Source organism: Hallella absiana (genome assembly GCF_025457485.1).
GTDB lineage: Bacteria > Bacteroidota > Bacteroidia > Bacteroidales > Bacteroidaceae > Prevotella > Prevotella absiana.
In genome coordinates, this window is record NZ_JAMXSP010000002.1 from 1 (window position 1) to 15,747 (window position 15,747).

Here is a 15,747-nt window from a genome sequence, read left to right on the forward strand (position 1 = left end):
ATCTTTTCTTGTTCCATGACCGCAAAGGTAAGCAAAAAAAATAGTTTTAGCACGCTATCATATCAAGTTCTTTGGTTAGGCAGCGGCATCCGTCCGCCACGGACAATCCCCCTTGGGCCTGATAAAGCGGTAAAAACTTACTTCTTCGTAATAACCACTTTATTGTTGCCCTCGTAAGTGAGATAGAACTTCACTTCATAGGTTCCGTCCTCAGCAACCTCAAGGTTATTGCCATTAGAATATGTCATGTTATCATAGTCGGTGACACCAGCTTTACCACCCCACGATATTGTCCAATCATGATTCATACGGATCTTGAACCCCTTGGATGCAGCAATAGTGCCTGTCCATTCCCAACAGCCATCAGCTACATTGTAGGTCATATCCTTATCATGTGAGTTGTTGTCACCATCAGCAGGCCATCCGCCGACGCCATCGCCGGTTATGCTCAGACAATTAATCTTTGTCAGAGAATAAGTACTGGAGTTCAAATCCACATCTATCATGTAGAAGCCAGCTCCCGGATCAGGGATATTGTCTGAACCATCCTGAGTGAGCTTACCCTCACCATTGTACTCATAGTCGCCATCCCAGTTGTCAGCATTTGGCTTGAACTTGAATGCGCCATTAAGGTAGTAGAAGCCCTCGTACTTGCCGTCCATATCAGGCGAGCGCAAAGCGTGTGAGGTGCTCCATCCGCTTTCGTTACCAATTTCATAGAAGAACTCGGAGAAATTAGGAGTAACGAGAGTTACAGGACTTGTGAAATCAGCGGTAAGCACATAGCCCTCGCCCGAGGTAACCAACACAGAGTCGGTTAAAGTAACAGGGACCTGACGCTCTACGCCAGCTTTACCATACAAGTTCTCAACGGCCTTCTGCAGGTCAGCAGCAGCCACCTGGTTCTTATCGTCTGTAGAGAGTTTCACCGATGCCTTCTTGTCGGCACTGAACAGAGTAAGGAACTTTTTCTCACTACTTACAGCAGCATCAGACTTCAAATCATAGCTGAAGAACTTAATGGAGTCTGTGCTTACCTTGTTAAAGTCAACGGCCTCACCCGGAGTTGCAGTCAAAGAGATAGACTGCTTAGCCTCCTCTGGATTGGACTGGGGCGAAACCCAGCTGTCGTATTGGTCACCGGAGCAGCTTGCGAGCAGTGCCACAGTGCCAAGAGCAAATATAATCTTTTTCATAGTTGTATTCATTTATTATTCCTGATAGATGAAGTTGTACTGACCGGTCAGATCATTGAACCACACCTGATATTTTCCTACTTTCACCTTGATATCCTTACCATTCTTGGCTGCGGTACCATGCGTGAAATCGGAAGAGCCGAACTTCGTACCATCATTCATAACGAAGTGGCAGCTACCATTCGCGGTGATATCAACAGTGCCTACCCAGTCGTGGTTCTTTGCACCAGCGTAAGTACTGAATGCCTTCAGCTCAACATTCACATCACCCTCCAGTTTCACGGATGTGTATTCAACGGGTGTGTCCGTAATGGAAGTAGCAGGAACAACGCTAAGTTCTTTCTTGTCGGTACGGTAAGTCACCGTATAGTAACCATCAGAGGGAACGAAGAAGTTCTGTGAGCCACCATCATTCCAAACAGGAGAGAGAGCACCGTCGGATGTACCAATCTGTTCAGCCCAGTTATCAGTGGCAGAATGACGGAACTTGAATCCAAGAGAAGCAGGGAAGTATCCCGTGTAAGAGAACTTACCATCACCGGTAGTCATATCATACTTCTCACCAGAAATAGGATAGAGAGGAATCATGTCCTTACCGATGTTACCGCCCCAAGAACCATCACCGATGCAAGAACCGATAAGATACCAATAGTTCGGCTCCTTGTCACGCAGGTTGATCCAATAAGGAGTAACCTTAATCTTTACAACATTACTATAGATAGTATCGTTGTTGAAAGCAGATGCGCAGCGTACATACACATCCTGCTCAGCAGGAACTTGGTTTTTGCTCCATTGCGTGACTCTCATGATAGCCGTAGCCACATCACTAGCCAGAACATCATTGGAGCAAACCGTCTTCACACCTCCAGCCACACTATAGGTTGGAACCGTCGTTCCCGTTGGATCGTCCTTAGCCTGGGCATAGGAAACAGAGAAGTCGTTAGACGGTGAGAACTGCAATTCATACTGCGCTGTCACAGGGAAGCCGTAGTCAGGCTGTGACCATGTGAAATGGAGCGTATTAGAAGCAGTCAGATCAACTGTAGAGTTTGCATAGGCCGGCTCATTCAGTTTAAACGAGGTAGGCGTCTGCAGAACAGGATTGTTGTCGCGGTCGTCTTCGCAGGAAGCGAACACAGCCATGGCACAAAGCAACAAAGCTGAAGTCTTAAATATATTTTTCATGGGTTTATTCCTTTTAAATAATTCTCAGGATAAGGATGGTTGCTTTGCCATCCCCTATCCTAAGAAAAGTTTGATTAATAGCCAGGGTTCTGCACGAGCGAGCCCTTGACATAGTTAGCTGGAATAGCAAAGATATTGCGCGTCTTGTCAAAGTTGCGGCCTTCCTTCACACCACCTTTATAACTCCAGTTATAGTTGTTGCTGCCACCAAAGCGGTTGAAGCGAATCAGAATAGGACGACGCAAGCCTTCGAAATAGAACTCGCGGCTCCACTCATCGCAGATGTCATCAAGACTATATCCTGCCTTCTCCTCAGCATGAGCACGGGCGCGAAGCGCATTGATATACTTTGTACCTTCAGCATCTGTTGAGCCACCATTGAGTCGTGCATCAGCCTCAGCATAAGTAAGGTAAGCCTCAGCAACGCGGAAGAGGAAGAAATCACCATCGACAAAGTTTGCATCATGAGCGGCCGAGCCATCAGACTTCACATTGGTCCACTTAGCGCAAGCGAAGCCATCGGTAAACTTACCCTTGTATCCGAGACCATTGTCGAGCGTACGTCCGGCACCGTCAAAGATAGCGCGGTCATCACCGGCATCCTTAACCATCTCTTTGCTATCAACATTAGGTGCGTCGCCGTCCTTGAAGAATTTAAGAATAAGGTCTTTACGGCAACGGTTTCCTGACCAAGTCTGGCTAGTGCCTTTGTCACCCATGGTACCATCCCATGTAGAAGCGATAAGGAACAGCACGCCAGCCCAAGATGTCGTAGTTGTTCCATCTTGACCGATGCGGAAGATACCCTCTTGAGCAGCGCTGGACTCTCCATTGTCGCCCATGAACAGCATCTGGTAAGCAGAGAATCCGTTGGCCCCCGTAGTGTTGAGCTTATAAGGAGAATTAATCACCTTCTTAGCATACTCCTCGGCTTTCTTCCACTCAGGAGTTCCTGTGTAGACCTCAGCATTGAGGTAAAGACGAGAGAGGAGAATCCACACGGCGGCCTTGTCGGCAGTCAGATAGCCCTTGTCTGTAGAATGCTTCACAGATGGGTCGGGGAGCAGAGGCTCCACCTCGAGCAGCTCTTTCTCTATCCAGTCGTAAGCCTGTTTACGTGTCATGTATGAAGGCTCATCCGTGATGTTTGTAGAGAATGGAATATTGCCAAAAGCATCCATGAGGAAGTAATACTCCAAAGCCCGGAGATAGCGAATCTCAGCTGTCTTGGTGGCATCCACATTTCCGCAGCTGTTGATATACTGGTTGCAGTATGTGATACCTGTTGTCAGACGAGCGAAGAAGCCGTTGAGCATCGGCTGTCCAGAACCATAGGAGTTATAGTCAAACTCCTGGATACCGGCATCCGTCCAGTGGCAGATGGCTTCATCAGTAGTAAGCTCGTTGGAATTCCACAACTGACGGATAAAACCAGACGTACCACCGTCCAGACCGTCGATATCACAGTCACCATCACCCTGGCTGTTACCTGCCATGGCCAAGTTGGCGAAGCACTTGTTGAAGAGTGCATTGGGCTGTACCTCAGTGTTCATGTTCGGGTCAATGGGCGTTACGTCCAAGTCACCCGTGCAGGATGACAGACCGAACATCATTGCTGCCGCAGCCACAGAGAATATATATTTGAATTTCTTATTCATGACTGAAAAATCTTTTATGAGTTAGAAGTTAAGGTTCAGACCGAAGATCAGAGAGAACGGACGCGGATAGAGGTTGTTGTCATATCCATTGAACACTTCCGGATCAAGTCCATCATACTTGGTAATAGTGAACACGTTGGAAGCAGTAGCATAGACACGTCCACTGACACCCTGATAGCCTGAAGACTTGAACAAGTTGTTGAAGCTGTAGCCCAGCGAGATGTTGTCACACTTCAGGAAGCTGGCATTGTGTATCCAGCGGTCAGAGAGCTGCACATACTCGGTGTTGGTTGTCCAGTTTTCAGCAACAGCCTTTGTAGTGGTGTTGCTTAAGAACTTCGTAGAAGGCCACAATCCATTCTCGCTGACATCGTGGAATCCCTGGTTGACAGCATCATAGACATAGTTGCCGATGTTGGCACGCAGAGAGAAGCTGAAATCCCAATTCTTATACTCCAGACGCGAAGCGAAGCCCATCGTCACAGGAGCCACCGGGCTCTTGTAGAAATAGCGGTCGGCAGAGCTAATCTGGCCGTCACCGTTTCTATCAACAACGACACCCTCAATAGGTTTGCCATTCTTGTCATAAGCCTGCTGATAGACCCAGAACGAGTTCATGGTGTGTCCAACAGCCTGATACTCAAGGTGCTTATCCGTACCAATGGTGATGGATGTGTTAGCGACAGGCTCATCGCCGGTGCTCACGCCATTGAGGTTTGTGATACGGTTACTATTGTAAGTGAAGTTGTAGTCGAGGGTCCAGTACCAATCCTTAGCCTGAATGGCTTTCCACTCAAACGAGGTCTCCACACCCATGTTACGCAGCGAACCAATGTTCTGGTAAGCCTGGTTACGGTATGCGGTGAACACCTTTGTCGGAGCGTAGTTGATCAGGTCATCGGTCTTACGATAGTACCAGTCTACGCTACCTGTCAAGCGCTGCTTGAACAAGCCCCAGTCCAAACCGATGTTATAAGTGGTAGTTGTCTCCCACTTCAGCTTCGGTGTATAGTTGTTAGGACGGTAGAGTGTGCCCTTATCATCAGCGGCAGGGTACAGCGTACGGTCATCCTTGTTAATCGTGTAAGAAGGAATCCAGCCATAGTCCTGTCCCACATCCTGCTGACCGGTCTGACCCCAGCTCAGACGAAGTTTCAAATCAGAGAGCCAGTCGATATCGCGGAATTTGTTCTCCTCGTTGACTTTCCACAAGAAAGCGAAAGAGGGGAAAACAGACCAATGGTCTTGGAAGCGGGAAGAACCGTCGTCACGTACAGTGGCAGTGACATAGTAGCGGTCCATCAAGCTCCAGTTAGCACGGCCAAAGAAAGAGACCAGGTAGTTCTCAGTCTTGTAGTAGTACGACTTGTCATTGTACTTACTTCCAGCCTCATGGTCTGTGCCGGCATAATTTGCGCCATAGTAGCCATAGTAGTTATTTCTGGTTCTTCTCCAGAAGTGTTGCCACTCATAACCACCCATGATATCAAAGTGGTTCTTGGCCTGGTCGTTGAAATCGTGGAAATACTGAGCATAAGCACTCAGAGTGAGGTTTCTCTTGAGAATGCTCTCAAAACCATGGTTGCCATAGTAAGCATCGCCGTTGCTTGGGTAAGCCGGAGAGATGTCGGTATTCTGGCGGCCATTAGCGATGTCGGCACCCAAGGTAGTATGCAGGCGCAAGTCCTCAAAGCCATGCACCTTATAGTCAAAGTCTGCACTTCCGATGAACTCGCGGCTGTTGGCCACATCTTTCTTTTCGTTCATCAGAGCCAGTGGGTTGGCAGTAGCCAACTCATTATAAGTATAAGGCCAACTGGAGTCGTTGTAATTGGCAGCCTTCGGCCACTCATAGTAGCCACCGAAATTCTTCTGCATCTGGCTGAGATAAGCGCCAAAGAAGGGCTGTCCTCCATAGGTCTGCTGCTTATAGAAGCTGTTGGTATAAGCATACGGGTCCTGAGTAGGATCGAAATGAACAGCAGCGCCCACAATGCCACCGTCAGCGAAGCGGCTATGTGCATACATGCCCTTGGCATTGAGGTTGATGTTCAAGTGATTGTCAAGAAGAGACGGATTCAAGTTCAGTGAAGTGGTCACACGCTTGAAGTCAGAGGTCTTCACAATACCCTGCTGGTCGGTGTATCCAACACTGACACGATAGGGAAGGTAAGCTCCGGCGGAACCCGACACGGTCACGCCATGATCCTGGCTGATGGCAGTACGATAAATCAAATCCTGCCAGTCTGTGTTTGCCGTACCCAAGGCCTGATAAGCTTCGGAGTTTTCACCAAACTTACCTTTGATGAAACTACGGAACTCATCTCCGCTTAGCACATCAACGGTTTTAGGATTCCAGCTGACAGTAGCACTGCCATTGTAAGAAACCTTCACTCCGCCCTTATGTCCCTTCTTGGTTGTGATGATGATAACACCATTAGAACCACGGCTACCATAGATAGCTGTAGCGGAAGCATCTTTTAAGACATTAAAGCTTTCAATATCCTGCGGGTTGATGCTCGCCAAGATATTAGACACACCTTTGACACCATTATTGTCAATAGGAATATTGTCTATGACGATTAACGGGTCGTTGCTGGCGTTCAGAGATGAACCGCCACGAATACGGATATTAGCACCGGCACCAGGGGTACCGTCGTTGCTGGTGATAGTTACACCGGCAACCTTACCCTCCAACATATCCTGGGGATTAACCACGACGCCCTTGTTCTTGCCATCAGGGCGAAGAGCAGTTACCGAACCGGTAAGGTCAGCTTTCTTAGCCACACCATAACCGATGACGACAACCTCGTTGAGGCTTTTCTCGTCGGGTTTCAGCGTGACCACCATATTGTCGCCGGCAGCGACTGTCTGCGGAGCCATACCCAAGTAAGTGAATGTGAGCTTGGTACCCGGAGCTACGTTGATGCTGTAGTTACCGTCCATGTCGGTGATGCCCACCGTCTTGCCATTGGCAGTGATGGTAGCACCCATGACGGGTTCGCCGGTAGCATCCTTGACCTGACCCTTGACAGCACCAGACTGAGCAAAGGCCGTAGCGGAAAGGAACAGACCGCCTGCAAGAGCGAGCGTCCTTAGCGGCAATTTGATTTTTACCTGCTTCATTTGCTTTAAATTTAAGTTAATGTTATTGCATTGTTTTTAGTTATCTGCCTTATCTCGATGTATCTCTTTGGGCCATCCCGTGACCTTGTGGCTGCTATTTAGGTTCCTCCTCAATATATAGGTTGTATGAGCAGTCTTAGGTTACATCTTCATGTGCAAAAGTACTTTCTTTAACTTATATTTGTCGATTTTTTCCAGCAAAAACATTACCTTTGCATGCAGTGGAACTAATAACTACAGATCTACCTTGTTTGTTGAATAATAGACTTTTATATATGCAGTACAATATTGTAAAGGACAATTCTGAAACATACCTTTTGGCATATTATGACAGATGGATTCACAATTTTGAGCGTATGGTCACTGGTGGCTTAAAAGCCGAAAGCACATTAAGAAAGCACAAGGTGGTTTACAAAAAGATAGCTCAATTCTTGAAGGAGGAAATGGAAGTCTGCGATCTTCCACTCCTTAGCATTCAGCCGTCTTTTATCATTAACTTCCATCTTTTTCTTAAACAAACTTGCAAACTGGCACACAACACCATTTGGAATTACCTGACACCCGTGCAGATGCTATTGCACAAGGCTTATCAGCAAGGGATCGTGCCGCAATACCCTTTTGCAGACTATCATAATCATATGGAGGATACGGATCGTACCTATCTGGCTCAGGAAGAACTGAACTGTCTGCAATGCTTTCCATTTGACAGTACTCCCAAAAGAGCTTACCTGAGGGATCTCTTCGTCTTTTGCTGTTATACCGGACTGGCATATATCGATCTCAAGCGATTGCGCAAAGAAAACATTGTCCGAAACCCCATTGACCACCAACTGTGGATTCACACCTACCGTAAAAAGACAGGTACGGAAGTCAACGTCAAACTACTCCCCATAGCACTGGACATTCTCAGCCGCCGATGTACAAAAAAAAGCTCGGAATACGTCTTTGACGTGCCCTCGCTGGCCGCGTGCAACAAAATGCTCAAAACAATCACTAAAAAATGCAACTTGCATAAACATATCACCTGGCATGCGGCACGCCATACCATGGCCACCGTCATCTGTCTGTCAAACAACATGTCCATAGAGGTGGTCGGCACTTTGCTGGGACATAAAAATATCCGCAGTACGCAGATCTATGCGAAAATCACCAAGCAAAAACTCAGCTTGGAGATGGATACGCTGTGCCAACGCCTCAAGCCTCAGGCAGGATGCACAGAACGCATGTTGCAGTCTTCTTTCCCAAACACTACTTCTCTCTGTATGTATTCTTCGGCGCCTGTCAATTCAAGTGCCTCCACCACGTCCTCTCTATCATCGACTGTTGAATCTGTTGATCAAGACATGACAGCCCCGCAAAATTTAAACACAGATGCGCTTACACCCTCCACTGCTGACGCGTGCACAATCCAACGTTCCACGCGTATGACCACGGCGCATATGGCGGCTCTGCTCCATGCTCCTCTGCGATCGGTAGAGTCGACCATCATGGAACTCACGGGGGCTGTCAACGCCTCGGCACAATACGCTCCCGACACAATGCTCGCCGTCGCTTTGCTTTTGGACACTTCCGAGGCTCAAGAGTTTGTAAAGAGCGTCAGAATGCGAATAAAAGGCAAAAAATGAAGCAGACATTCGGAATATAGGATAACTGTTTAAGAATAAAGACTATATAGAAAAACAATCCGAAATGAAGACCTTCTGTTGGCAACCTGTTTAGAAATAATAAGTATAAAGTGTAAACCATGTTAGGAATAACAGACAAAATGTCCCCAAGCCATCACACTGCAGCACACTATAAACCTACCATGCATTTCTCGTTTTGAAATTTCTAAGAGGGAAAAGACTTTTTCCTACGTAGGAAAAGACCATTCCCTATGTAGAAAATAATCTTTTTCTATAAGATTACCAAATCGAACACATAGGTTCTTTCCCATACGCACATAGGTTCTGCCCCATGCTAACATAGGTTTGGTACTATGCGCACATAGGTTCTGCCCCAAGAACAAAGCATGTTCGTATTCAATCATAGGCAACATCAATGTCTGTCATACCTATTATATATATATTGGTCTCTTTGTCGAATAGGTCTTTTGTTGTGACTGCTCCTTAGGATTTCCTCTCTTCAGTCAAGTCAACGAAGACTTCTCTCGTAGAAAGGGTATTGACGTAGGGGAACGGTAATGCCTTGCGACACAGAAGATTCAATTGTAAGATGTAGTGTGGCGGCCGCATTGCTGCTCATGCAACAGCTTATGCAACAGTCATGACAGACAGTGATCTTTTTACACTATTGCAAACGTTTGCACGGGGAAAAGAGTGTTTTTGCTGGAAAAACTAAACAAATATAAGTTAAAGAAAGTACTTTTGCACACGAAGATGTAGTCTAAGACTGCTCATACAACCTATATATAATAAGGAGGAACCTAAAACAGCAGCCACAAGGCCACGGGATGGCCCAAAGAGATACATCGAGATAAGGCAGATAACTAAAAACAATGCAATAACATTAACTTAAATTTAAAGCAAATGAAGCAGGTAAAAATCAAATTGCCGCTAAGGACGCTCGCTCTTGCAGGCGGTCTGTTCCTTTCCGCTACGGCCTTTGCTCAGTCTGGTGCTGTCAAAGGTCAGGTCAAGGATGCTACCGGCGAACCCGTCATGGGTGCTACCATCACTGCCAATGGCAAGACGGTGGGCATCACCGACATGGACGGTAACTACAGCGTCAACGTAGCTCCGGGCACCAAGCTCACATTCACTTACTTGGGCATGGCTCCGCAGACGGTCGCTGCCGGCGACAACATGGTCATCACCATGAAAGCAGACGAGAAGACGCTCAGCGATGTCGTCGTCATCGGTTACGGTCGTGTCAAGAAGGACGACCTCACCGGTTCGGTCACAGCCATCAAGCCCGATGAGCTCTCTAAGGGTATCACCAACTCAGCCTCCGACATGCTTGTTGGTAAGGTGGCAGGTGTGGATGTCCAGACTGCCGGTGGTACTCCTGGTGCAGGTGCTACGATCCGTATTCGTGGTGGTTCGTCACTGAACGCTTCCAACGACCCACTCTATGTCATTGATGGACTTGTCATTGACGGTAACACAGCTACTGGTATGTCCAACATCCTTGCTGGTATCAACCCGAACGATATCGAGACCTTCACCGTGTTGAAGGATGCCTCCGCAACAGCCATTTATGGTTCTCGTGCATCAAACGGTGTTATTATCATCACTACCAAAAAAGGTAAGGCTGGTTCCGCTCCCAAGCTCGCCTACAACGGAACAGTGACAATGTCTCATACGCAGAAACGCTATGACGTGCTCAGCGGTGATGAGTATCGTAACCTTATCACCCAGCTCGGTGGCGATGCTACATTGCTCGGCACAGCCAACACCGACTGGCAGGATGAGATCTTCCGTACGGCTCTCTCTACCGATCATAACATCTCCATCTCCGGTGGTCTGAAGAACATGCCTTACCGTATCAGCGGTGGATACCAGTATGATGAGGGTATCATCAAACAGTCGGACATGAACCGCTGGAACAGCAGTGTGAACCTTTCTCCGCACTTCTTCGACTCTCACCTGAACTTCAATATCACTGCGAAGTACACCTATGAGAAGAACAACTACACTGGTAACGGCGGTGTTGTGGGATCTGCGCTGAAGATGGATCCTACACGTCCTGTTCGCAGCGACGACCCCATCTTCCAACAGTACACAGGTGGCTACTGGCAGTACACACAGGCTGCAAAGTTCAATAATTCTAACTGGGCTTACACAACCAACGGAAACGCTCCTGCCAACCCCGTTGCTACTCTCGGTCTGACAAGCACCATCGCACATACCAACGATTTCACCGGTAACGTGGAAGCTGACTATAAGATTCATGGCTTTGAGGATCTGCACCTCCATGCCAACTTCGGTGGTCAGTACACCAACTCTCGCCAGACAAGTGATAACTCTATCTACTCTCGCGAGAACAACTACTATGGTTGGGATGGCATCACTCGTTATTATAAGTACAGCATGACGGGCAACGCCTACGCTGAATACGCTCACGTTTGGGGTATCCACGATTTCGATATCATGGGCGGTGCAGAGCAGAGCCATTATCATCGTACCGGTTACAACCAGGGCTTCGGTCTTGACGGATACAACTCCGACCATCAGAAGTTAGCTGAGCCCGCAAGATACAATGAGGCGTTCCGTGACCAGCAAGCTTGGGGACATCACTATTCTATCCTCTCTTACTTCGGCCGTTTGAACTACACGCTCGCTGAGAAGTATTCATTGACCGCTACGTTCCGTGCCGATGGTTCTTCTCGTTTCGCAAAGGGTCACCAGTGGGGTTACTTCCCTTCGGCAGCCTTCATGTGGCGTATCTCTTCGGAGAAGTTCTTCAAGAATATGCCTTGGTGGAACGACTTCAAGCTCCGTCTCTCTTATGGTCTTACCGGCCAGCAGGACCTTGGTGACCTCGACTTCTACTACACACCTCTCTATTCGAAGAGTGACCAGTATGCTGAGTATCCTTTCGGTAACAAATATTATACAACCCTTCGTCCGCAACCGTACAATACGGATCTGACCTGGGAGAAGACAGCAACGTATAATGTCGGCTTCGACTTCGGATTCCTCAACAACCGTATCACGGCAAGTGCTGATGCTTACTATCGTAAGACGACCGATCTGCTGCAGAGCGTGATCATTCCTACAGGTACGATGTTTGCTGAGCAGCTCTGGGAGAACATGGGCTCTCTGGAGAACTATGGTGTAGAGTTCACGCTCGATGCTAAGCCTATCGTTACCAAGGACTTCACTTGGGATTTGAGCTACAACTTCGGTTGGAACCACAATGAGATTACAGAGCTCCGCGGTGGCGAGGGCGACGACTATTATCAGTGGAACACCTCCAACACCATCTCTCGTGGTAACTCTACATACCTTCAGGTACAGAAGGTGGGTGAACCGATGAACTCCTACTTCGTCTACCAGCAGGTCTACGACAAAGACGGCAAACCCCTGGAGGGTGTCTTCGTTGACCGCAATGGTGATGGTATCATCTCTGAGGCTGACCGCTATTGCTATAAGAGCCCCGCTGCTCCTGTCACCATGGGTCTGACCACCAAGTTTACTTATAAGAACTGGGATCTCTCGGCAAGCTTCCGTGCTTCTATCGGCAACTATGTCTATTATGACAACCTGTCGAACAACACCTATATCAGCGCTACAGGTCTGTATAGCAACAACGCCTTCCAGAATACCACACCGGATGCCGTGGCTCTCGGATGGTCGGGTATCGATGCTACTACAGGTCAGCAGACACAGCACTGGCTCTCCGATTACTTCGTCCGCAACGCTTCCTTCGTGAAGTGCCAGAATATCACATTAGGTTACACCTTCTCTCACCTTTGGGGTGGCGAAGCTGGCGGACGTGTGTTCCTCACAGCTCAGAACCCGTTTATCATCACCAAGTATGATGGTCTTGATCCTGAGGTACAGAGTGGTATCGATAAGAACCCCTATCCGCGTCCATGGAGCCTGCAATTCGGATTGAACCTGAACTTCTAATATTAACGGAAAAAGAACATTCACAATGAAACATATATTAATTAAATCGATTGCCGTTGCGGCTCTTACGTTAGGGTTGACAACCGGTTGCAGTGATGAGCTGAACCTCTCGCCTATCGACCCGCAGTCGACATCTACATACGATGAGCAGGGCCTGCTTGCCAAGATGTATGGTATGCTTGGCCTCTCCGGTCAGAAAGGTCCTGACAACAGTGGTGATATGAGTATCGATGCCGGTGAGTCGGGTTTCTACCGTACCACTTTCAACCTTGAGGAGCTTGGTACCGATGAGATCCTTTGGGCATGGCAGAACGATACCGGTATCCCTGAGGTGACAACCATCAGCTGGAACTCTTCTACCGGCCGTGTACAGTGGGCTTACAAGCGCCTGATGTACGATATCACACAGTATAACTTCTACCTCCATGAGGTTGCCGATAATGATGCCAATAAGGGTGTTCGTGCAGAGGTACGCTTCCTCCGCGCCCTCCACTACTGGTATCTGTTGGATCTCTTCCACAACTGCCCGTTCAAGACTACCTTCGATACGTCTACTTATCCTGAGTATAAGACCGGCGCGGAGATGGTGAAGTGGCTTGATGAGGAGCTGACAGAGATTGAGCCTCAAATGGCTGAGATCGGTGCTTACAACAGTGGTGAAAATTACGGTCGTGCAGACCGGGGCGCTGCTCTCCTGCTCCATGCCCGTCTTTGGCTCAATGCCCACGTCTATGATCCTACGATCACTACACAGACAGCCATGACAAACGCTAAGAAGTATGCTGATGAGCTCGTTGGCAAGTACGCGCTGTCTAAGACTGCCAAGAATGGTCACAGCGGGTATGCGCAGCTCTTCATGGCCGATAACGACGAGAACACTGACGCTATGAAGGAGATTATCTTCCCGATTCGCCAGGACGGCAAGCATACCATGACCAACTCCTGCGGTATGTACCTGCTCAACTCTTTCCGCAAAGCCGGTATGCCCGACATGGGCACAACCAACGGTTGGTCGTGTAACTTCTCTCGTGCAGCCCTTGTGCGTAAGTTCTTCCCGACCTTGGACGATTGCCCTTTGTCTACCGAAGATGCTCCTAAAGATGCCACAGAGGCCGATATTAAGGCACTGGACCAGAAGGACGGCTCTTCTACCGCTCAGATTCTCGAAAAGGCCGGCGATGACCGTGCCCTGTTCTACGGTGGTCGCGGCGGTGGCGTCCGCAAGCGCAAGACAGACAAGATCTCTTCATTCAACGATGGCCTCTCTATCGTGAAGTGGGATAACCACCGTGCTGATGGTCAGGCTGTCCACAACCCGGGCTCCGATCGTCCTGACTTCGATGTGCCTTTGATGCGTTATGCCGAGGTGTTGATGATTGAGGCGGAGGCTAACTATCGCTTGGGCAATGCCAATGAGGCGCTCAACTATATCAACCAAGTCAGAGATCGCGCAGGGGCTGAGGCGCTCACCGCTGACAAACTCTCGTTGGAGACCATCTGCGACGAGTGGTGTCGTGAGTTCTATGCTGAGGGCCGTCGTCGTTCCGACCTCGTACGCTTCGGTGTCTTCGCCGGCAACAGCCGTGGCTTGAATGGTAATATGTATGTTTGGGACTGGAAGGGCGGCTCTGCTGACGGTCGTATCGTAGACAGCCACTTCAATGCATATCCTTTCCCGGCTACTGAGATCCAAGGCAATCCTAACCTCAAGGGTCATCAGAACCCCGGTTATTAATGCTTATTTTCACCTTCCCCGAAGAGGGGAGGGGTGAGACGATAAACATATCTAATTTTAATAGGTTAATTCAATGAAAAACATAATCAAAAGCATCGCTTTCTCGCTCTTGGCTATTGCGGCTATCCCGATGATGACCGCTTGCTCAGAGGACAGAGACAGCAACCCCACGCTGGAGATGGCTTCGGACTTCCATCTCAACACTCCGGCCATAGCAAAGGGAGGCAGCACTTATGACTTAGCTAAAGGTGCTACGCTGAATCTTACGTGCAACCAGCCTGACTTTGGCTACACCGCACCCATCATCTATGAGGTACAGGTGGCTATTGACCCTAACTTCAAGCAGACGACAGAGGCGGGCGGTGATGTCGCTTTCTCGACCCTGAAATCTACTTACACCTCCGCCAACATGAATGTGGACGGCACAGAGCTCAACAACGCTGTTGTAAAGCTCTACCAGAATGCCCATGGCGGTGCTGACCCCACAGGTATTGACATGCCGGTCTACATTCGTCTGCGTGCACATGTCGACTTCACGGACAATACCTATATCAATTCGAATGTTATTACGCTTCCTCATACGCAGGTAAGTTATGTAGCAACGACTCCGACGACTATGTACCTCTCTGGTGCTTCTATCCATCATGGCAACGAGGCTAAGCAGATGGGCTTGATCTATGGTGAGACCGAATACTTCTACTGCATGATGTATGCGGATGCCAATACTTCAGTACATTTCGGTGACGACAATACGGCATCCAATGGCTTCTCCAATGTCTCCAAGCTGGAAGACAACGCCAACGCTGGTCTCACGGCCGCTGCCGATGGCGGTATCCAGTTCGCCAAAGCCGGATGGTACATCATTGTTGTTCAGGCACATGCCGACGCAGCCAGCAACAAGATGGTCTATACCTTCCGCACTGAGGCTCCGAAGGCATACATCATTGGTGCCGCAGCTGGTGGCGACTGGAGCGATCCTACCACAGGCTGGGAACTCTCTGTTCCTGAGACTGCCGACGGTGAGTGGGTTTCTCCTGCATTCGCAGCAGGTGGTGAGCTCCGCGCTTATATGAAGATCCCAGGATGGAATTGGTGGCATACTGAGTTCACTATTTACAAGGGTAAGATCTACTACCGCGATGTTAATCTCATCGATAGTTGGGCTAAAAACAAAGGTGCCGGCTATTCTGTCACCTGTGCTCCTGGTCAGAAGCTGCATGTCAACTTCGATACCGATGCAATGGAAGTTAAGTAAAACTATTTAATAGAAT

8 protein-coding genes are annotated in these 15,747 nt (G+C 48.6%); 4 read left to right on the forward strand and 4 right to left on the reverse strand.

Annotation, left to right across the window (positions count from 1 at the left end; translation table 11 throughout):
* Window positions 1-137: 137 nt before the first annotated feature.
* The 4 genes from NG346_RS01090 to NG346_RS01105 form a co-directional block, all read right to left on the reverse strand.
* Entirely contained in the window at window positions 138-1,196 is a 1,059-nt protein-coding gene (locus NG346_RS01090; RefSeq protein WP_262288133.1) for an Outer membrane protein SusF domain-containing protein, read from the reverse strand.
* Between the two features lie 15 nt (window positions 1,197-1,211).
* Window positions 1,212-2,381 (reverse strand): SusE domain-containing protein, encoded by a 1,170-nt coding sequence (locus NG346_RS01095; protein ID WP_262288134.1) that lies wholly within the window; start codon window positions 2,379-2,381, stop codon window positions 1,212-1,214.
* Between the two features lie 74 nt (window positions 2,382-2,455).
* A complete protein-coding gene (locus tag NG346_RS01100; protein ID WP_262288135.1) occupies window positions 2,456-4,039 on the reverse strand; it encodes a RagB/SusD family nutrient uptake outer membrane protein in 1,584 nt (527 codons plus the stop codon).
* 21 nt (window positions 4,040-4,060) lie between these two features.
* Entirely contained in the window at window positions 4,061-7,165 is a 3,105-nt protein-coding gene (locus tag NG346_RS01105; RefSeq protein WP_262288136.1) for a SusC/RagA family TonB-linked outer membrane protein, read from the reverse strand.
* Window positions 7,166-7,440: 275 nt separating this feature from the next.
* Between NG346_RS01105 and NG346_RS01110 the strand changes: the two genes are divergently transcribed.
* The 4 genes from NG346_RS01110 to NG346_RS01125 all read left to right on the forward strand — a co-directional run bounded on the left by NG346_RS01110 (window position 7,441) and on the right by NG346_RS01125 (window position 15,731).
* Complete coding sequence (locus NG346_RS01110) at window positions 7,441-8,790, forward strand: site-specific integrase (RefSeq protein ID WP_262288137.1); 1,350 nt, start codon at window positions 7,441-7,443, stop codon at window positions 8,788-8,790.
* Between the two features lie 903 nt (window positions 8,791-9,693).
* On the forward strand, window positions 9,694-12,741 hold the full coding sequence (locus tag NG346_RS01115) for a SusC/RagA family TonB-linked outer membrane protein (RefSeq protein ID WP_262288138.1): 3,048 nt from the start codon (window positions 9,694-9,696) through the stop codon (window positions 12,739-12,741).
* Between the two features lie 25 nt (window positions 12,742-12,766).
* Complete coding sequence (gene susD / locus NG346_RS01120; RefSeq protein WP_262288139.1) at window positions 12,767-14,476, forward strand: starch-binding outer membrane lipoprotein SusD; 1,710 nt, start codon at window positions 12,767-12,769, stop codon at window positions 14,474-14,476.
* A 73-nt stretch (window positions 14,477-14,549) separates the two neighbouring features.
* Entirely contained in the window at window positions 14,550-15,731 is a 1,182-nt protein-coding gene (locus NG346_RS01125; RefSeq protein WP_262288140.1) for a SusF/SusE family outer membrane protein, read from the forward strand.
* The last annotated feature ends 16 nt before the right edge of the window (window positions 15,732-15,747 follow it).